The 17,554-nt window shown below is 68.8% G+C and carries 17 protein-coding genes; 2 read left to right on the top strand and 15 right to left on the bottom strand.

Features of this window, described 5'->3' with window-relative positions; translation table 11 throughout:
• Window position 1: 1 nt before the first annotated feature.
• The 13 genes from ACFOD4_RS17675 to ACFOD4_RS17615 all read right to left on the bottom strand — a co-directional run bounded on the left by ACFOD4_RS17675 (window position 2) and on the right by ACFOD4_RS17615 (window position 13,099).
• The gene (locus tag ACFOD4_RS17675) at window positions 2–1,279 is read right to left on the bottom strand and encodes a metallophosphoesterase family protein (RefSeq protein ID WP_379598523.1); all 1,278 of its coding nucleotides are present in this window, start codon (window positions 1,277–1,279) and stop codon (window positions 2–4) included.
• Window positions 1,266–2,078, bottom strand: a complete 813-nt coding sequence (locus ACFOD4_RS17670; RefSeq protein ID WP_379598521.1) for an ATP-binding cassette domain-containing protein — start codon at window positions 2,076–2,078, stop codon at window positions 1,266–1,268. Before ACFOD4_RS17670 ends, ACFOD4_RS17675 begins: the two co-directional genes overlap by 14 nt.
• Window positions 2,075–2,833 (bottom strand): ATP-binding cassette domain-containing protein, encoded by a 759-nt coding sequence (locus ACFOD4_RS17665; protein ID WP_379598519.1) that lies wholly within the window; start codon window positions 2,831–2,833, stop codon window positions 2,075–2,077. The genes ACFOD4_RS17670 and ACFOD4_RS17665 overlap by 4 nt, the downstream gene beginning before the upstream one ends.
• Window positions 2,830–3,645, bottom strand: a complete 816-nt coding sequence (nikC, locus tag ACFOD4_RS17660) for a nickel ABC transporter permease subunit NikC (RefSeq protein ID WP_379598517.1) — start codon at window positions 3,643–3,645, stop codon at window positions 2,830–2,832. Before nikC ends, ACFOD4_RS17665 begins: the two co-directional genes overlap by 4 nt.
• Window positions 3,642–4,580, bottom strand: a complete 939-nt coding sequence (gene nikB, locus ACFOD4_RS17655) for a nickel ABC transporter permease subunit NikB (protein WP_379598515.1) — start codon at window positions 4,578–4,580, stop codon at window positions 3,642–3,644. The genes nikC and nikB overlap by 4 nt, the downstream gene beginning before the upstream one ends.
• Before the next feature lie 4 nt (window positions 4,581–4,584).
• On the bottom strand, window positions 4,585–6,126 hold the full coding sequence (gene nikA, locus ACFOD4_RS17650) for a nickel ABC transporter substrate-binding protein (RefSeq protein WP_379598513.1): 1,542 nt from the start codon (window positions 6,124–6,126) through the stop codon (window positions 4,585–4,587).
• Window positions 6,127–6,238: 112 nt separating this feature from the next.
• Entirely contained in the window at window positions 6,239–7,744 is a 1,506-nt protein-coding gene (locus tag ACFOD4_RS17645) for a M81 family metallopeptidase (protein ID WP_379598511.1), read from the bottom strand.
• Window positions 7,745–7,851: 107 nt separating this feature from the next.
• Window positions 7,852–9,033, bottom strand: coding sequence for a multidrug effflux MFS transporter (locus ACFOD4_RS17640; protein WP_379598509.1), 1,182 nt, complete (start codon window positions 9,031–9,033; stop codon window positions 7,852–7,854).
• A 51-nt stretch (window positions 9,034–9,084) separates the two neighbouring features.
• Window positions 9,085–9,465 (bottom strand): VOC family protein, encoded by a 381-nt coding sequence (locus tag ACFOD4_RS17635; RefSeq protein WP_379598507.1) that lies wholly within the window; start codon window positions 9,463–9,465, stop codon window positions 9,085–9,087.
• Between the two features lie 29 nt (window positions 9,466–9,494).
• Window positions 9,495–10,322: an ornithine lipid ester-linked acyl 2-hydroxylase OlsC gene (locus ACFOD4_RS17630; protein WP_379598505.1), complete on the bottom strand. Its 828-nt coding sequence runs from the start codon at window positions 10,320–10,322 to the stop codon at window positions 9,495–9,497.
• 191 nt (window positions 10,323–10,513) lie between these two features.
• Window positions 10,514–11,239, bottom strand: coding sequence for a nucleotidyltransferase family protein (locus tag ACFOD4_RS17625; RefSeq protein ID WP_379598503.1), 726 nt, complete (start codon window positions 11,237–11,239; stop codon window positions 10,514–10,516).
• Window positions 11,236–12,255 carry an aminoglycoside phosphotransferase family protein gene (locus ACFOD4_RS17620; protein ID WP_379598501.1) on the bottom strand — a complete coding sequence of 340 codons (1,020 nt, stop codon included), beginning with the start codon at window positions 12,253–12,255 and terminating at the stop codon, window positions 11,236–11,238. Before ACFOD4_RS17620 ends, ACFOD4_RS17625 begins: the two co-directional genes overlap by 4 nt.
• Before the next feature lie 112 nt (window positions 12,256–12,367).
• Window positions 12,368–13,099 carry a pyridoxamine 5'-phosphate oxidase family protein gene (locus ACFOD4_RS17615; RefSeq protein ID WP_379598499.1) on the bottom strand — a complete coding sequence of 244 codons (732 nt, stop codon included), beginning with the start codon at window positions 13,097–13,099 and terminating at the stop codon, window positions 12,368–12,370.
• An 84-nt stretch (window positions 13,100–13,183) separates the two neighbouring features.
• Between ACFOD4_RS17615 and pdxR the strand changes: the two genes are divergently transcribed.
• Together pdxR and ACFOD4_RS17605 are read left to right on the top strand one after the other, a co-directional pair.
• Entirely contained in the window at window positions 13,184–14,614 is a 1,431-nt protein-coding gene (gene pdxR / locus ACFOD4_RS17610; protein ID WP_379598497.1) for a MocR-like pyridoxine biosynthesis transcription factor PdxR, read from the top strand.
• A 31-nt stretch (window positions 14,615–14,645) separates the two neighbouring features.
• On the top strand, window positions 14,646–15,521 hold the full coding sequence (locus ACFOD4_RS17605) for a bifunctional helix-turn-helix transcriptional regulator/GNAT family N-acetyltransferase (protein WP_379598495.1): 876 nt from the start codon (window positions 14,646–14,648) through the stop codon (window positions 15,519–15,521).
• Between the two features lie 7 nt (window positions 15,522–15,528).
• Here the strand turns inward: ACFOD4_RS17605 and ACFOD4_RS17600 are convergent, their stop codons facing one another.
• Both ACFOD4_RS17600 and ACFOD4_RS17595 read right to left on the bottom strand, forming a co-directional pair.
• Complete coding sequence (locus ACFOD4_RS17600; protein ID WP_379598493.1) at window positions 15,529–16,158, bottom strand: trimeric intracellular cation channel family protein; 630 nt, start codon at window positions 16,156–16,158, stop codon at window positions 15,529–15,531.
• A gap of 17 nt (window positions 16,159–16,175) precedes the next feature.
• Window positions 16,176–17,405 (bottom strand): MFS transporter, encoded by a 1,230-nt coding sequence (locus ACFOD4_RS17595; protein ID WP_379598491.1) that lies wholly within the window; start codon window positions 17,403–17,405, stop codon window positions 16,176–16,178.
• Window positions 17,406–17,554: the final 149 nt, after the last annotated feature.

The following is a 17,554-nucleotide window of genomic DNA, read 5'->3' as shown; positions in this document are numbered from 1 at the left end:
TTCAGGCCTCGTCCAGCCGAGACAGCAGCAGGTCCCGCGCGCGCTCCCTCCATTCGGGGGAAAGCCTGCCTTCGGCAGCCTGCACCGCGGGGTGATCCTCGCCCAACGCATCGCGCAGCCCGGACTGCGCCAGCAACCTGGCTGCATAATCGGCAAGGTCCGGCGGCAGGGCACCGCCCCCGGCCAGTCCGTCAATGGCGGCGAAGAGGCGCTCCACCGCCTCGGGGCGCGTGGCCCTGGCGCGGGGAGCGGCCGTGCGCAGCCGAACGGCCTCGATCCAGACATCCTCTTCCGACGCCGCTTCCAGTGCGGCTGCGCGGATGCGGCCCAGCGTGTCCTGCGCGTCCCTGGCCAGTCCGGCATGCGCGGCGGTGGTTCCCGTCAGCTCGATCCGCAGCACGGCGAGGCGCGAGCGCGCGTCGCCCACCGCTGCATCCACCGCGCGCAGCACGCGGTTCAGCGCGGCGTCACGGTCCTCGGCGCCGGTGCAATCAACAGCGACACGCACCCAGCGCACCTGGTCCAACGCGTGATGCTCCACCGCGGCAACACGCCCGTCGCGCACCGTCACGAGGCTGGCGCCCTTGGCCCCTGCCTCGTTGATGTGGCGCCCTTGCAGATTGCCGGGAAAAACGATCCACGGTTCCTCCAGCAGGATTTCCCGCGCATGGATGTGGCCAAGAGCCCAATAGTCGTACCCATGCGCGGCAAGCTGCGCGACGGAGCAGGGCGCATAGGTGGCATGACCCGGGCGGCCATCGGCGGAACTGTGCAGCAGGCCCAGGTTGAAGCGCCCGGGCCGGGGGCGGGGATAGGCCCCGGCAAGGTTTTCCGTGGCGGCACGGCTGGCGAAACTTTGCCCGTGCAGCACTACGCCGTGTTCCGGCAGATCGATGCTGTCCGGGCTGCGGCTGGACAGCATGCGGGCGCCGTCCGGCAGGCGCAGATCGCGGCTCAGCACGCTTTCGGCGTCATGGTTGCCGCGAATGGCGAAGACGCGGATGCCGGCGCGGGTGAGTTTTCCCAGCGCCGCCACCAATGATTGGCCAGTGCGGTAATCCGACCAGTCTCCATCGTAGAGGTCGCCGGCGATGACCACGAAATCCACCTGCTCGGCGATCGCCAGATCCACCAGCGCTGTCAGCGCCGCGCGGCTGGCGCCACGGATGCGGGCGGCAGGCGCTGCGTCATCGGCATCGAGGCCGCGCAGAGGACTGTCAAGATGCAGGTCGGCGGCGTGGATGAAGCGGAAGCTGGCCATCCCCTCACGCGATAGCATGCGCTTCCCGCCGCGCGCCATCCCGCACGGGTGGGCGCGCAGGCAGCAGCGCGGCGCGCAACTCGGCCAGGGCGGCAGGCTCGGGCATGCCGCTGCCGGGCGGCGGCACGGGCAGCGGCCGGCCATCCTGCATGACGCAGACGCGGTCGGCAAAGCCGCGCAGCAGCCGCAGGTCATGGGTGATGAACAGAAAGGCCATGCCATCCTGCCGCAGCCGGCGCAGCAGCACCATCAGATGCGCCTGGGTTTCGGCGTCGAGGCTGTTCACCGCTTCATCCAGCACGATCAGCGCCGGGCAAGGCGCCAGGGCGCGGGCGATGCAAAGGCGCTGCAACTGCCCGCCACTCATGCGGTGGGCCAGTCGATCCATCGGCGCCGGGTCCAACTCCACCTGATGCATGAGCGCAGCCACGCGGTCGCGCAGCATGGCGCGCGGCAGGCCATCCTGCAGCAGCGGCTCCGCCACCACATCGAAGGCGGTGTGGCGCTGGCTGGTCGCGCCATAGGGGTCCTGGAACACCGCCTGCAAGGCCCGGCGCGTTGCTGGAATCATGCGGCCACGCCCGTTGAGCAGCGGCGCACCGCGGAAGCTGGCCGTTCCGGCATCCGGCCGTTCCAGCCCGAGCAGGATGCGGCCCAGTGTGGATTTGCCGCTGCCGGTGCGGCCCAGGAGAGCGACGCACTCACCCTCGTTGATCCGCAGCGCCGCGTCGCGCAGCACGGTCCGGGGCGGATGGCGGCTGAACAGCCCGCCGCCACGATAGGACAGGTTGATGCCCTCCAGCGCAACCACCGTCATGGCAGCGCCTCGCCATGGAGCGCCAGATGGGCGGCCAGCAGCGCCCGGCTGCGCGGATGGCGCGGCGCGGCAAAAAAGTCCTGCACCGGCGCGCCGTCCACGATGCGGCCGCCCTCCATCACCGCCACATCGTCGGCCAGCCGCGCCAGCACGGACAGGTCATGCGTCACCAGCAGCACGCCCAGGCCCCGGCGCCGTGCCAGGGTTTCCAGCAGGTCGAGGATGCGTGCCTGCACAACAAGGTCGAGATCCGTGGTGGGTTCGTCCGCCAGCAGAAAGGCGGGGTCACGCGCCAGGGCAAGGGCGAGCATCGTTCGTTGCAGCATCCCGCCGCTCATCTGCGAAGGATAGAGGGCAAGGATGGCCCTAGGGTCCGCGAAGCCGGTCTCGTGCAGCAGCGCCGCCGCTCGGCGCTCGGCTTCGGCCCCGCGCAGACCTTCGCAGGACAGGGTTTCGCGGAAATGCCGCCCGATGCTGACCAGCGGGTTGAAGCAGCCGCGTGGCGACTGCTGCACCAGTCCCAGCGTAGCGCCGCGCAGCCTGGCCGGATCCACCTCCTGCCCATCGAGGGTGACTCGCCCGGCCACCTGCCGCACGCCCGGCGGCAGCAGGCCCAGCATTGCCATCACCGTCAGGCTCTTGCCGCCACCGCTGGCGCCGAGCAGGCCGAGCACCTGGCCACGCCGGATCTCCAGCGACAGGTCGCGCACCAGCACGCGGTTCCCGGCGGCCAGGGTGAGGCCTTCCAGCTTCAATGCGCGTGCTCCCGCAACGCGGGGTCGAGCCGGTCGCGCAGCGCGTCGCCCAGCAGGTTGAAGGCCAGCACGGTGAGCAGGATGGCCGCGCCCGGCAGCAGCACCAGCATCGGCGCGGTGCGGAAGAAGGGCCGCGCATCGTTGATCATGATGCCCCATTCCGGCGCCGGCGGCGCCACGCCAAGGCCCAGAAAAGACAGACCTGCCAGGTGCAGCATCCAGTGGCCGAGATCCAGGCTGGCCAGCACGGCCAGCTGCCCGGCCACCGCCGGCAGGATGTGGCGGCGGATGATGGCGAGGCGCGACAGTCCCGCCAGCCGTGCGGCGGCGATGTGGTCGCGGCTGCGCAGCGACAGCGTCAGCCCGCGCACCAACCGCGCATACCAGGCCCAGTGCGAGAGCGCGATGGCGATGACCACATTGCCGAGCCCTGTGCCAAGCGCGCCGATCATGAACAGCGCCAGCACAAGTGTCGGCACCGTCATGAAGGCGTCGCAGATACGCATCAGCACCGCATCCACAATGCCGCCCGCCATGCCGGCGATGCTGCCCACCGCGCAGCCGATGGCAAGCACCAAAGCGAGGATCAAAGCCACCGCGCCGAGGGAGGCGCGGGCGCCGTGCAGCAGGCGGGACAGCAGGTCGCGTCCCAGATGATCGGTGCCGAGCCAGTGCCGCGCGGAGGGCCCTTGCAGGCGGCTGGCGAGATCGGTCAGGGCCGGGTCGTGCGGCGCGATCCACGGTGCCAGGACCGCCGCGGCGAGCAGCAGCGCCACCAGGGTGGCACCGACCCAGGGCAGCGCGCGTCTCATGCGCCGCCGCCCAGCCGGATGCGGGGATCGAGCCAGGCATAGGCGATGTCCACCAGAAGGTTGCCCAGAACAAAGACCAGCATCAGCAGCATGACGAAGCCCTGCAGCGCCGGGTAGTCGCGATTGGTGATGGCGATCAGCGCATAGCGGCCCATGCCGGGCCAGGAGAACACCATCTCCACCACCATGGCGCCGCCGATCAGCTCGCCCAGATGCAGGCCTATGGCGGTGAGTGGCGGCACCATGGCGTTCAGCACCACATGCCGCCCGAGAACCGTGCGCCTGGGCAGGCCACGCGCGGCGGCGAAGGCGAGGTGGCGCTCGCCGAGCACCCCGAGCACCGAGGCGCGCATCAACCGCAGCATGACGCAGCAGGACATGGCGGCGGTGGCGATGGCGGGCAGGATAAGACTGGCGGGTCCTTCGCGCCCCATGGAAGGCAGCCAGCCCAGCGTAACCGAGAACAGCAGCACGAGCAGGAAGCCCAGCCAGAAGTTCGGCAGCGAGACGCCGAGAAAGGCAATCAGCCGCGTCGCATGATCGGGCCAGCGGTCGCGGTGCAGCGCGGCGAAGATGCCGAGCGGCAGCCCCACCAGCAGCACGAGCAGCATGGCCGTGCCCGCCAGCTGCAATGTCGCCGGAAGTGCCGCCAGCAGATCCTCCGTCACCGGGCGGCGGGTGAACCAGGACAAGCCGAGGTCGCCCTGCAACGCGTCGGCAAGCCAGGAAGCGTATTGCGCCAGCAGCGCGCGGTCGAGGCCGAGTTCCATCCTTGCCAGCGCCAGTGCCGCGTCGCTGGGCGGGATCTGCGCCAGCCGCAGGTAATCCATGGCCGGGTCACCGCGCCCCAGGCGCAGCATCGCGAAAAAGGCGAAGGAGGCCGCCAGCAGCAAAGGAAACAGCGACAAGATGCGCCGCAGGATGAAGCCGCCCACCGGCTCAGCCGATCCGCTCGAAGGGGATTTCGTAGCGCGTGTCGCCGAAGGGAATGGTGCCGAGCGACTTGCGGTGAAGCAGCTTGTTGGTGAGGAAGGAGATGGGGAAGTACACCGCCTGCTCGTGCAAGGTGGTCAGCAACCAGCGATAATCCGCGGCGCGCGCCGCCTCGTCGGTTGAGGTCAGCACGGCGGTGATGCGGCGGTCGATCTCGGGCTTCATGGGCAGACCGCGTTGCGCCTGGTAGTCGGCATGGGCAGGCTGCCGCATGGAACCAAGAAAAGCGTGCGGGTCATAGGGCGCGCCCCAGGTGTCGGCGAAGATCATGCCGAACTCGCCCGATCGTTGCCGGCCGTAGACGGTGGCGGCGTCCTCTCCCTTCGGCGAAACGGCGATGCCGATGCGGGCAAGGTCGCCCTGCACCGCCTCCGCCGCCGCCTTCTGCAACGCGTCCGAGCCCGTGAAGCAAAGGTCGAGGGCGAGGTCGCGCCCGGCTTTGCGGCGCACGCGCCCGCCAGGCGACAACGTCCATCCGGCTCCCTCCAGCAGCGCGGCGGCAGCGGCGGGATCGAAGGGCGGGGCGGTGAGGCCGAGGCGGCAATAAGGCATGCTTTCGGCGAAAAGCGTGGCGGCGGCGGGCTCGGTGTCCAGCAGCACGTGACGCACCAGCGCGTCGCGGTTGATCCCTCGCGCGATCGCCTGCCGCACAGGAAGCGCATCGGTCGGCGCCAGGCCCGAGTTCAGCGCCAGCAGCCGGGTCGCCAGGGGCGGGGAGATGGCTGCGGTGAAGCGTGGATCGGCGGCCAGGCGGCGAAAGCTGTCGGCATCGAGCTGGTCGGCGCCATAGGCCAGGTCGATTTCGCCCGTTTCCAGCGCCAGTGCACGGGTATTCGGGTCGGCCACCACCTTGACCAGGATGCGGGCGGGTTTTGGCGCCCCGCCCCAATAGCCGTTGTTGCGGGTGAACAGATCGTGCTGTCCGCGCCGCATTTCGGCCAGGAGCCAGGGGCCGGTGCCGACCGGCGCCGTGATCTCGCCATCCGGCCGCAGCACGGCGGGGGATGCGAAGCGAAGCGGACGGACCAGCGCCAGCTCCTGCAGCGTGGGATAATAGGCATTGCGGAAGCGCAACCGGACGGTGGCGTCATCGATCGCCTCCGCGCCCTGGATCTGCGCTATCAGGTCCAGCCAGGCATGCTTGTCCCGCTGGCGCAGCACTGCTTCCACGTTGGCGACCACGGCGGCGGCGTCGAAGGGCGTACCGTCGGTGAAGCGTACACCGGGTCGCAGAGTAAAGATCGAGTCACGCCCTTCCTGCCGCCAGGAGGTGGCCAGGGCGGGGGCGATCTCCCCGCCTTCGACGTAGCGCACCAGCGGCTCGTAGAGCATGGACTGGGCATAGATCTGGTTCGGGGAGTAGCGGTGCGGGTGCAGCGGCCCGGCATGGACCGGCCAGGAGAAGGTGATGGTTGCGCCAGGCGCCGCCTCCGGGAAACGCGGCAGGAAGGGCAGGGCGGCGGCGGCCAGGAGGGATCGGCGCAGCATTCGGGCACCCGCTCAAAGATAAGAAGTTTCCGATGAAACTGCTTACCGATGGGGGGCAGACCTGTCGAGGGGCTCCAGGGGTTCGGAAGGGGCATAGCCCCCTCCCGGGAGCTCAGCCGAAGCCGGGACTGCCGTAAGGGTAGTAGTGGTCCAGCGTCACATGCTCATAGGTGAGGCCGTCGAGCCGTACCGTTCCAAGGAAGGGCTGGTCCGGCTCCACCAGCAGGATCTCCTTGGCGAAGCCGTTGTCGTCGAAGCCGCGGCGGAAATGGACACGGGACTTGATGGCGATGACGTCGAAGCTCGCAGGATCGACGCCCATCTCGTGCAGGGTGTGCAGCTCGATGATCTGCGTCAGGAAGGGTGTCAGGATCAGCAGGTTGCCTTCGCCGAACTCGATGGCGATGCAGGTCTGGGTGGAGGAGCGGCGCGGGCCCTCCACAACATGCCGGACCTTGCCGTGGATGCGCACCGGCTCGCCCGAGCTTTCATCGGCCAGCCCTCCCACTTCCATGTCGAAGGCGTCGCCCGACTTGATACCGCCGGCCAGCAGCTTCTCGACGGCGGCCTTGTCGGCCAGGGTGGCGACCAGCGTGTTCTTCAGCCCCTGCTCAACAATGGCCCGCAGCAGCCAGGTGGCATAGCCGGAGCGGTCGCTGTGGTCGCAGAGCACCACTGGGGTTTTCCCCTCGGCCACGGCCTCCTTGGCGCGCTTGACCCCATCACCGATGGACCAGATCTTCGCTGCGTTCAGCAGCGCCTCGCGCTGGCGCCAGGCAAAGCCGGCCATGTCGTCCGCGACCTTCTTTGCCAGGGCGGGGTCGCCATCCGTGATGGCCTGGAAGCAAAGGCCGACATCGGGCACGTCGGACCAGGGGAAGCCGAAAAAGACGTTGACGTAGACATCCGGCTCGCGCGCTTCCCACACCAGGGCACGCTGGATCAGCGCCGCCCAGGGGGAGTTGCCGCCCGTCCATTGCAGGACGGTGGGTGAGATGACGGGCACCTTCACCGTGACGTGGCTCGGCTTGAACTCGCCGCGAATGGCACGCACCAGCATGCGCGCAGCACGCTGGCCCTGCAGATGCGCGTCGTAATGCGGGTAGTACTTCACCGTGAATCCCATATCCGCATGGCGAAGAAATTCCTCATCCTCGTTGCCATGCGGATCGAAGGTCGCGGTGATCAGCGTCTTCGGCCCGACCGCTTCGCGCACGCGGCGGGCGATCTCGGCCTCGGGGCGGGGCACGTCGCGCACGCCCATGGCGCCGTGCAGCGAAAGGTACACGCCGTCGAAAGGACCCTTGGCCTTCAGCTCCTCGACCATCCTGCCGACGAAGCGTTCGAAGGCGGCGGTGGTGATCCAGCCTGAGCCTGAGCCCCGCTTGGAATCCAGCGGGGATTCAATGCCAACCAGCTCCACCCCGTCATACTCGCGCGCCACCTGCACGAAGCCGCCAATATAGCTCTTGGGCTCGGAAGCGAGCAGCGCCTCGCCTGAAGCGGGCGAGCCGGGGAAGATAAAATCATCCTCCGTGGTGTCGAAGGGCAAAAAGGTCACGGTTTCATGCGAGAACTTCAGCACCGCGATCCGCATGGTCCGTTTCTCCGGGGTCATCCGCCGCCGCTCCCTTGATGTCGTCGAAAAGCAGGGGGGCAGAGTAGAGCCGCCGAAGCAAGAGGCGGAAGGGCGGTGGCAATGATTGTCGGCTTCGGCGCCGGGTATCAGCGGGGCCTCGCCGGGCGCAGCGCGATCCAGAAAGCAACCAGCCCCGTCAGGGCAGCCCCGGCCAGCACGATCGACGAGGACAAGGCCGGGTCGCGCCCCAGCCCGGCCAGGGAAGCGCAAAGCGCCCCCACCGCCATCTGGCTGAATCCATAGAATCCGGCGGCCGAGCCGATGACCTGCGGGTTGACGCTGACCGCCTGGGTCAGTGCCAGGGGCGACGCCAAGCCGACGCCGATGGCGAAGACCACCGGCCCCGCCATCACCGACAGCACCGTCATGGAACCGGTCAGCACCACCAGGAGGTAGAACAGCGCGCCCATCAGCCCGCCCGCGCTGGCGCCGAGGATTAGGGGCCGGAAACCGAAGACCCCGACCATCCGGTTGGCCAGGATGTTGCCGACCGCGGTGCCGCCGACCAGCAGCAGATAGTAGAGGCTGACCTCATGCGCTGGCCTCCCGAGCTGCTGCACCAGCACAAAGGGCATGGCGGCGAGAAAGGCGTACCAGCTGGTGGTGGCGCAGCCGCCCCCCAGGGCCAGACCCAGAAAGCGTGACGAGCGTAGCAGTCCGGCATAGTCGGCAACCAGCGCCGAGGTGCTGCGTCCCGCGCCGCTGGCCCGCGTTTCCGGCAGGCGCCAAGCGACCAGCAGCGCCGTACTCGCGCCGAGGCCGGAAAGCAGCCCGAAGATGGAGCGCCAGCCCAGGGTTTCGGACAGCGCCGTGCCGATGGCGGGCGCGATGCCAGGGCCGATGGACACCACCAGCGACAGTGCGGCGAGGCGCGAGGCGGCTTCGCGTGTTTCCGAGGTGTCGCGCACGATGGCGCGACCCAGCGCCAGCCCGGCGCAGCCGCCCAGCGCCTGCATCAGCCGGGCCGCGATCAGCGCCGTGGCATCGGGCGCCAATGCGGCCACCAGCCCAGCCGCGGCATACAGCCCGAGCCCGCCCAGCAGCACTGGCCGGCGGCCGAAATTGTCGGAAAGCGGACCGTAGAAGAGCTGCCCCACCGCCAACCCCAGGATGTAGAGGCTGATGGCCAGCTGCGCCGTGCCGCTGGACACCGCCAGATCGGCGGCCGCCTGCGGCAGCGCGGGAACGAAGATATGGATACCCAGCGTGCCAGAGGTGGTGATCAGCACCAGCAGCCACAGCGGCGGGCGTTTGGGGGAAGAGGGCATGCGGGCAGTCTCCGCTACGCCCCTGCCCGAGTCACCCGCGGAAGGGACGGGTCAGCTCCGTTCCAGGATCTCAATACGCACTGCGTCGGGCGCCTTGAAGAAGGCGATGCGGATACCCGGCTTCGGGCTCATCGGGTCAAGGGTGAACTCCACGCCCTTGCTCTTCAGCTCGGCGGCCACGGCATCGATGTCCTTCACCGCCAGCCCGATATGCTCCAGCCCTTGGAAGGGCGGCGGCGGCACGGAAACCGTGTCGGCCGGAACGCGCTCGATGAACAGCTTGAGGCCGGCGAGATCCACCACGACGCGCAGCGAGTCGGGACCTTCCAGCCGCTGTGCCACGGTCGCATCCAGCTTCTCCGTGTAGAAGCGTGCCGCCGCATCCGGATCGGGGCTGCGGAGGTGGATGTGATCCATGGTGAAGCGGGACATCGGCGTTTCCTTGCTCTCGCCGGGCTGCTTCAGTTGGGGCGGTTCCGCAACTTCTCGGCCTCGGCGTAGAACTTCTTTTCCCATTCCTTGTGATTGTCCACCCCTTCGCGGATGAAGGGCGTGAACACGGCGAGGTTGAGCAGCATCCAGTTCACCAGCTTCGCTGGGAAGCCGAGCGGCTTCACGAAGTCGACGAACAGCACCACTCGAGTCTTGTCGGTGTGGTTCCAGGCCTCGTGCTCATAGGCGTCGTCGAAGATGAGCGCCTGGCCTTCGTGCCAGTGGCAGACCTGCTTGTCGACGCGGATCGCCAGACGCTCGCTCTGCTCCGGCACGATCAGCCCGAGATGCAGGCGCAGCACGCCGTTATAGGGGCCGCGATGCGGCGGCAGGTGCTTGCCCGGCTCAAAGATCGAGAACATCGCCGTCTTGAGGCCCGGGATCTTCTGCACGATGCGCCAGGTTTCGGGGCAGCGCTCGATGTTCTTCTCCGACGACTTGCCGTAGCCGGTCAGGAAGAATGTCTTCCAGGCGCTGTCCTTGCTGATCGTCTGCACGTCGGTCGAGATGTCGTGGAAGCTCGGCAACTCGCTCTGCCGCACCAACACCTGCTCCAGCTCGCGGCGGATCAGGTGCCATTCCCGCTCGACCTCGGCGGCCCAGGGGAAGGTGGCGTTGTCGTAAACCGGCGGATTGCCAACCTGGGTATGCTTCAGGTTGAGCTTTTCGGCCCAGGCGACGATGCCCATGAAGAACCGGGTGACGGCCCCGGGGCGATCCATCGCCGCAATATCGGCCGTCCCGAAGGTCTGGCGCGGCTCTTCGGTCCCGCCAGGGGGTGTGGCACCATGATGCAAGCGACTGCTCTCCCAATTGACTGGCCGTTCCTGTGGCCCGCGCCCCGGCGGGTCAAGCCGTGGTGAGGATGAAACGGCGCCGCGTCCCGCGGGTTGTCCCCGGTTCGCGACATGGTTCCGTCATAATGCGAGCGTCTTCGCAACCCGGCAATGCCGCTGCACGTCCCTTGTTACGATTCCTCACCCAGCCGTCAGAACAGCGGCTTCACCAGGTTATGGGCCAGCAGAGCCTCGGCCTTCCGTAGGTCGGCAGGCGTGGAAAGGTGGAACCAGACGCCGTCATGCACCAGGCCATAGAGGCGCTCCGCCTCGATGGCGCGGTCCCACAGAATATTGGTGCTGAAGCGGCCTTCCGGCGCGTCGGCGAACAGGCGCGGATGCACAATCTGCACGCCGGCATAGACGTAGGGCACGATCTCGCGCTCGCGGGGTCGCAGCAGGCGGCCCATCGGATCCATGCGGAAATCGCCGCGCCCGACCTCTCCCTCCACCGATGCGACGCGCATCACCAGCAGCAGCGCGTCCATCTGCTCCGGGTCGAAGCGCTCCGCCAGCCGCGCGATGGCGGAGCGAGGGCCATCGAGCCAGAAGGCATCGCCATTGGCGACCAGGAACGGCGCGTCCCCAAGATGCGGCAAGGCATTGCGCACCCCACCGCCGGTTTCCAGCACATCCTCCTCCCGCACCACGACCGGCGGGCGGGAACGGGCGGTGCAGGCGGCCTCGACCTGCTCGGGAAACCAGTGGGCGTTGACCACGGTGTTGCCGATGCCGGCATCGCCGATGCGATCCAGCGCGTGATCCAGCAGGCTGCGCCCAGCAAGCTTCAACAGGGGCTTGGGCGTGGCTTCGGTCAGCGGGCGCATCCGCGTGCCGAGGCCGGCAGCCATGACCATGGCGGAGTTGAGGGTGATCACGCGGCAGGCATCCTTGGGAGCTGGTCGGGGTTGCGGCGCAGGCCGGCCGGAACATGGCGGTCGAGAAAGGCGGCGAGCGGTGCGGTCGAGGGGTGTTGCAGTGCCCGGCCCAGCAAAGCCCAGCAGCGCGGCCCGTGCTTCAGGTATGCAGGCTTGTTGTCGCGCCGGTCGAGCCGGACCCAGAGGGCTGCGACGCGCAGGTGGCGCTGCGCCGCCTGGGCGGCGAAGGCGGCCCGGAACGCGTCTTCCTCCAGCTCCGGCCGGGCTGCCAGGTACCGGCCGATCGCCGCTTCACGGATGTGCGGCGCCACGTCGCGGCGGGCATCCTCCACCAGGCTGACCAGATCATAGGCCGGATGGCCCGTCGCCGCGTCCTGAAAATCCAGAATGCCGGTGCGGCGCGGCCCCGAGCGTCCCGGCAGATCGATCAGGTTGGCCGGGAAGTAGTCCCGATGCACCAGGGAGCCGGCGCCCTCGAAAGGGGCAAGCATGGCTCGCATCGCCGCGGCGAACTCGTCCCGGATGGCAGGGGAGGGCTGGACGCCGAAACTGGCGGGCCACCACCAGTCCAGAAAGGTCAGCCCGGCGGTGGCCGCCATGCGCGGCGCTTCCCAGCCGGGCAGGCCAGGAGGCGGGGGGGCGGCATGCAGCGCGGCCAGGGTTTCCGCCGCCGCTTCATAGAGCGGTTGCGGATCGGCTCCGCCATCCAGAAGCTGGGCATGGGTGGCAGGCCCCAGATCCTCCACCAGCAGCAAGCCGTTTGGCGTATCCTCCGCCAGGATGACCGGCACCGAAAGACCGATCCCGGCGATGTGGCGGGCCAGCCTGATGAAAGGCAGCAGGTCTTCCTCGGGCGTCACGCCAACGGCCGGCGCGCCGGAGCAATCCATGAGCAGCGCCGGGCGTGGGCCATCCGACAGCCGGGTATAGCGGCGGTGGCCCGCATCCTGTGGCAGTGGATCGCGCCGCGCCGTGCCATAGCCTTGGGCGGCCAGAAAGGAATCAGCTGGGTTCATCGCGGCGCAGGAGGTGCCGCAGGACGAGCCGCTTGCCAAGCCATGATTGCGCGGCGCAGCACCAATTTGCAGCGTTGTCCCAGCCGGCGGCGAAGCCTGGGCCCGGTCCGCCTTATCCCGGATAGGCCCGGCGATGCGCCTCTGCCAGCGCCTCCTCCAGAGCGCGGCCGGCGCTGTATTCCGCCAGGTCGCTGCCGCGCTCCACGCCGGGCAGGCGGCGTGGACAGGGCTCCGGCGTGCCGATCAGGGTGCGGACCGGAAGGCGTTCGGCATGGATGGGGAGCGCGTAATCCTCCTCGTCATCCGCCACACCCTTGGCGCGGATCTTGGCCGAGGCGCGCTCGATCTCCATGACGATCACCGCCGTGGCCTTGATCTCGCTCTCCGTGCTCTGGCGTAGACCGGCGGTGCGGCCTGGAAAGAAGCGATCCACCATCATCACCAGGGCCCGTCGCTTTTCCTCCGGATCGGCCACCAGCCTGGCCTGGCCGAAGCACATGACCGACCGGTAATCGGCCGAATGGTTGAAGCCGCAGCGCGCCAGCACGAGGCTGTCCAGATGCGTGACCGTCAGGCAGGCGGGTTCACCCTTCGACAGGTTGCGCAGCATGCGGCTGGCGCTGCTGCCATGCCAGTAGAGCAGGTTGCCCTCGCGCCAGAACAGGGTGGGCGTGCAGAAGGGCTGGCCATCGATGGCGTACGCCACATGGCAGAGGATGGCGGCATCCAGCAGCGCATGCACCGTGGGATGGTCGTAGAAGCCGCGATCATGCCGGCGTTTCACCCGGTTGAGATGATCGACCGGATAAGCGGTGTCAGTGGCGGGGATCTCGGCGCGGGGCATGGCGGCATCTCGGAGCGGCGGGGTTGACGCCGGGAGTATCGCGCCGGGAAATTGGTCGGCGCGAGGGCCAATCGGGAGCTTGATATGCCAACCAATTCTGTCGTGAGCGATGTGTTGGACCTTCCGCTCCGCCTGGTTGAAGAAGGTGGCCAGCCAGCAAGGGTGCATGCCGGATTGCGCGCGGCCATTCTGGAGGGACGCCTGCGCGCAGGGTTGCGCCTGCCGTCGAGCCGCGCTCTGGCCCAGCAGCTGGGTGTCCGGCGCAATGCCGTGGTCACCGCCTACGAGCATCTGCTGGCCGACGGACTGACGGAGGCGCGGGTCGGCGACGGCACCTATGTCGCGGCAAGGCTGCCGGGAGCGCCGGCGCAGCCCCCTATCCCCGCATCTGTGGCGGCGGCGCCCGCGCCGCGTGGACCCTTCGCCCTGGGTCAGACCCATCCGGACCCCGACCTTTTGGCCTGGATCGCGCGCATCATGCGGCGTCAGCTGGCTGCGACCGATCCGGCGCACTTCGCTTATGGCGACCCACGCGGCAGTGCGGAGCTACGCGCCGCCATTGCCTCCCATCTGGCGGCCACGCGCGGCGTTGTGCGTGACCCCGCACAGATCCTCGTCACCAGCGGCACGCAACAGGCCGTCCGGCTCTGCGCCGATGTTGTGCTGCGGCCGGGGGAGCAGGTCTGGATGGAAGATCCCGGCTATCCGGCGGCGCGGCGCATCCTGGAGGCAGCCGGCGCGAGGCTGGTGCCGGTGCCGGTGGATGCGGCCGGGCTGGAGGTGGCAGAAGGCCGCCGGCGGGCGCCCGATGCCAGGCTCGCCTATGTTACACCCTCGCACCAGTTCCCCACCGGCGTGACCATGAGCATGGAGCGCCGTATCGCCCTCCTGGACTGGGCGCGGCAAGCCGGCGCCTGGGTGATCGAGGATGATTATGACAGCGAGTTCCGTTTTGCCGGTCCGCCGCTGACGGCACTGGCGGGGATCGATCCGGAAGGGCGGGTGATCTATGTGGGCACGTTCTCCAAGACGCTGTTTCCGGGATTGCGCATGGGCTACGCCGTGCTTCCCTCCACGCTGGTGGAGGGCATGGTCGCCGCCCGCGCCGTGTCCGACCGCTTTCCACCCAGCCTCCTGGATGGCGCCGTGGCGGAGCTGATGGCTGGCGGCGGCTTTGCCCGCCATGTGCGGCGCATGCGTGGCCGCTACCGGGCGGCGCGCGATCTTGTCGCGGCAGTGCTGTTGGAGGCCTCGGGCGGGTTGCTGCGTGTGGTGGTGCCTGACCAGGGCTTGCACCTTCTGGCATGGTTGCCGGAAGAAGCCCCCCCAGGCACCGCGGCGGCGCTGCGCATCGCCGCGGGCGTGGAGGGCTGGCTGATCTCGGAAACGAGGCTGGAACAGGGTGGGCCCGACGGGTTCGTGATCGGCTATTCCGGACATGCGCCCGCCGCTCTTCGCGGCGCGGCGGAGCGTCTTGGGGCGGCAGCGAGGCAGTGGGCGGCACAAGCAGGTTGACCCAGAATTTTACCTGACTAAAGTCAGAAAAATGTTCGACGATGCCATCCTGCGTTTCCGCCGCTTCAGCCGTGCCGTGACCACCGAGGTGGGCGTGCTGGACAATTCCTTTCTGGGCCGTGGGCGAGCGCTGGGCGCGGCGCGGGTGCTCAATGCCATCGGCCACGGACGCGGCGAGGTTTCGGAGATCCGGGATTATCTCGGCCTCGACTCCGGTCTGATGAGCCGCCTGCTGCGGAGCTTGGAGGAAGAAGGGCTGATCCGCACTGAGGCGCATCCCGAGGATGCCCGCCGCCGTGTTGCCCGCCTGACGCCTGAAGGCGAGGCCGAGTTCCGTGCTTACGAGGATCTTTCAAACGCACAGGCCCGCTCGCTCCTGTCCCGGCATCCGAACGCCCCGGCGCTGCTGGAGGCGATGGATCTGATCGCCTCGGCCTTCGGGCGCGACCGGGTGACGGTGCGGGAAGCGGATCCGCGCGACGCCGTGTCCCGCCACTGCCTCGGCCAGTATTATGCGGAGCTTGCCCGACGCTTCGCGCGCGGCTTCGACGTCTCGCTTTCGCGCGATCCCGACGCCGCCGACATGCTCCGGCCACGGGGCGTGTTCCTGGTGGCGGCGTCGGACGGACTGCCGGTTGGCTGTGTCGGGCTCAAGGGGCAGGGAGGGGACAGCGCGGAGATCAAGCGGCTCTGGGTGTCCGAAGCGGCACGCGGACTCGGGCTGGGGCGGCGGCTGATGCAGGAGGCGGAGAATGCGGCCCGCTCCCTCGGCATCCGCGCGCTGCGCCTCGACTCCAATAGCGCGCTGGGGGAGGCGGTGGCGCTGTATCGTCGCACCGGCTGGGTGGAGATCCCGCGGTTCAACGACGATCCCTATCCCGACCTGTTCTTCGAAAAGCTGCTTTAGGAGTGCTTCAGTAGTCCCGGCCCGGCCGCGCCTTGTAGGCCGGCAGCGACCAGCCTCGCCACAGCGCTGCCGCCCGTAGCGCGAAGGCCGCGCTCATGCCGGCCACCACCGCGGCATCGCGCGGCACACCAGCCATGTGCAGCGCCACGAACAGCGCCGCACCCAGCGCCGCCGCCGTGGCATAGATTTCCTTGCGCAGGATCAGCGGCACCTCGCCGCACACCACGTCGCGCAGCGCGCCGCCAAAGGTCGCGGTGATGGTGCCAAGCAGGATGGCGGCCCACGGGCTGGCGCCCTCACCGATGGCGGCCTCGGCGCCCAGCACGGCAAACAGCGCCATGCCCACGGCATCGGCCCAGAGGAGCGGGACAGTGCGCCGCTCGAAACGGTGCGCGAAGAAGAAAACCGCGATCGCCACCACCGCCACCATGAGCGCCGGACCGGGTGAGCCCAGCCATGCCACGGGCCTCCCCAGCAGCACGTCGCGCAACGATCCGCCGCCAAACGCCGTCAGCGCCGCGATCAGAATGAAGCCGACCGGGTCCATCTGCTTGCGCGAGGCGGTAAGCGCACCCGCGGTGGCGAAGGCGGCGGAGCCGACGTAGTTCAGAAGTTCCAGCAGCAGGGCAAAAGGCACGTGAGCGGCGGTGCCTTTTACTCGGCGGGCAGGGGCCGCGTTGCGGAGACGGCGCCGCGCGCCGTGCCCATGCACAGCAGTGACAGTGCCAGAATGGCCGCAACCAGCGGCAGCACCCAATGCGCCAGGCCCGCATCCAGCAACAGGCCGAAGACAGGGGTCAAGGTGCCGCCTAGCGGCAGCCCGGCGGAAATGAAGCCGAACACCTTGCCGATCTGGCCTGGTGGCGCGGCGTCCTTCACCATCACATCGCGCGGAGTACGGCTGGCGCCGAGCGCCAGCCCGGCCGACAGGGCGATGCCGATGGCCACCGGGCCGGAGACGGGAACGAGGCCGAGGCACAGGATCAGGGCCACGGCCGTGAGGGTGAGCGCGATCACGAAGCTGGCGTGGCGCTGCGAGCGATCGGCGAACCAGCCGCCGATCAGCACACCGAAGGTCGCGCCGGCCATGTAGCCGGTCAGCGCCCACGATCCCTGGGCGATGGGAATGGCCCAGAGCTGGTCGAGTACCGTGATCAGAAACGCCTGCATGCCCGATCCCGCCATGGCGGACAGCAGGAAGAAGGCGAAGAACATCAGCATCGGCCTGCTGAACAGCATCGCCGCGCCGCCTTCGCCCTGGCTCCCGCGCGGCTTCGCCTGGTCGACCAGGATGCGGCTCTGCAACAGGATGGCGCCGACCACGGGGATGCCGAGCAGTCCGACCAGCAGCAGCGCTTCCCGCCAGCCGATCCAGAAGGAGAGCAGGACGATCACCGGCGGTGCGAGCGCGAAGCCCAGATTGCCGGTCACGGTGTGCCAGGCGAAGGCACGGCCCATGCGCGCCTTGTTGATGCTGCCCGCCAGAATCGCATAATCGGCCGGGTGGATCACGCTGTTGCCGATGCCTGACAGCAGGGCCAGGCCAAGGATCGTCCAGTAGTTCGGCGCGAAGGCCATGGCCGAGATGGACAAGGCCATGATCAGCGTGCCGCCCACGAGGTATGGCCGTGCCCCATGGCGGTCCACCAGAAAGCCCACCGGCGTCTGCAGCAGCGCCGTCACCGCGCTCATCAGTGCGACCGACAGGCCGAGAGCAAAATACGAGACGCCAAATTCCTCGCGCCACAGAGGAAACAATGGCGCCAGGCACAGCATGTAGAAATGCGACAGGAAATGGCCGGTGCCGATCAGGCCGATGATGCGCCAGTCCCGGTTGTGCTGCATGGAAGGGTGGGACGTGGCGGTCGGGCCTGGGGGCGGCATGGCGGACGGGTCCTCGGGCCGCGCGCGCAGGGTTGCGCGGCGGCGTTTTTCCGAAGCTGCGCCTGACGGTGCCGATGTGTCAAACCGGCCCCGGCATCCCATTCCACCAGAAACGGCCCGGGGAGGTGTCTCCCCGGGCCGCGTTCATG

It is taken from the genome of Teichococcus globiformis, assembly GCF_042646265.1.
GTDB classification, from domain to species: Bacteria; Pseudomonadota; Alphaproteobacteria; order Acetobacterales; family Acetobacteraceae; genus Pseudoroseomonas; species Pseudoroseomonas globiformis.
The sequence above is the reverse complement of the archived record's forward strand: the minus strand, read 5'-3'. Positions and strand labels throughout refer to the sequence as shown.

What these genes read in the sequence shown, in the direction of transcription:
- ACFOD4_RS17645 (WP_379598511.1), bottom strand. Translation starts at nt 7,744, where the DNA reads ATGACCCCGGAGAAACGGACCATGCGGATCGCGGTGCTGAAGTTCTCG.
- ACFOD4_RS17615 (WP_379598499.1), bottom strand. Translation starts at nt 13,099, where the DNA reads ATGCCCCGCGCCGAGATCCCCGCCACTGACACCGCTTATCCGGTCGAT.
- ACFOD4_RS17635 (WP_379598507.1), bottom strand. Translation starts at nt 9,465, where the DNA reads ATGTCCCGCTTCACCATGGATCACATCCACCTCCGCAGCCCCGATCCG.
- ACFOD4_RS17595 (WP_379598491.1), bottom strand. Translation starts at nt 17,405, where the DNA reads ATGCCGCCCCCAGGCCCGACCGCCACGTCCCACCCTTCCATGCAGCAC.
- ACFOD4_RS17605 (WP_379598495.1), top strand. Translation starts at nt 14,646, where the DNA reads ATGTTCGACGATGCCATCCTGCGTTTCCGCCGCTTCAGCCGTGCCGTG.
- ACFOD4_RS17670 (WP_379598521.1), bottom strand. Translation starts at nt 2,078, where the DNA reads ATGACGGTGGTTGCGCTGGAGGGCATCAACCTGTCCTATCGTGGCGGC.
- ACFOD4_RS17620 (WP_379598501.1), bottom strand. Translation starts at nt 12,255, where the DNA reads ATGAACCCAGCTGATTCCTTTCTGGCCGCCCAAGGCTATGGCACGGCG.
- nikC (WP_379598517.1), bottom strand. Translation starts at nt 3,645, where the DNA reads ATGAGACGCGCGCTGCCCTGGGTCGGTGCCACCCTGGTGGCGCTGCTG.
- pdxR (WP_379598497.1), top strand. Translation starts at nt 13,184, where the DNA reads ATGCCAACCAATTCTGTCGTGAGCGATGTGTTGGACCTTCCGCTCCGC.
- nikA (WP_379598513.1), bottom strand. Translation starts at nt 6,126, where the DNA reads ATGCTGCGCCGATCCCTCCTGGCCGCCGCCGCCCTGCCCTTCCTGCCG.
- ACFOD4_RS17640 (WP_379598509.1), bottom strand. Translation starts at nt 9,033, where the DNA reads ATGCCCTCTTCCCCCAAACGCCCGCCGCTGTGGCTGCTGGTGCTGATC.
- ACFOD4_RS17675 (WP_379598523.1), bottom strand. Translation starts at nt 1,279, where the DNA reads ATGCTATCGCGTGAGGGGATGGCCAGCTTCCGCTTCATCCACGCCGCC.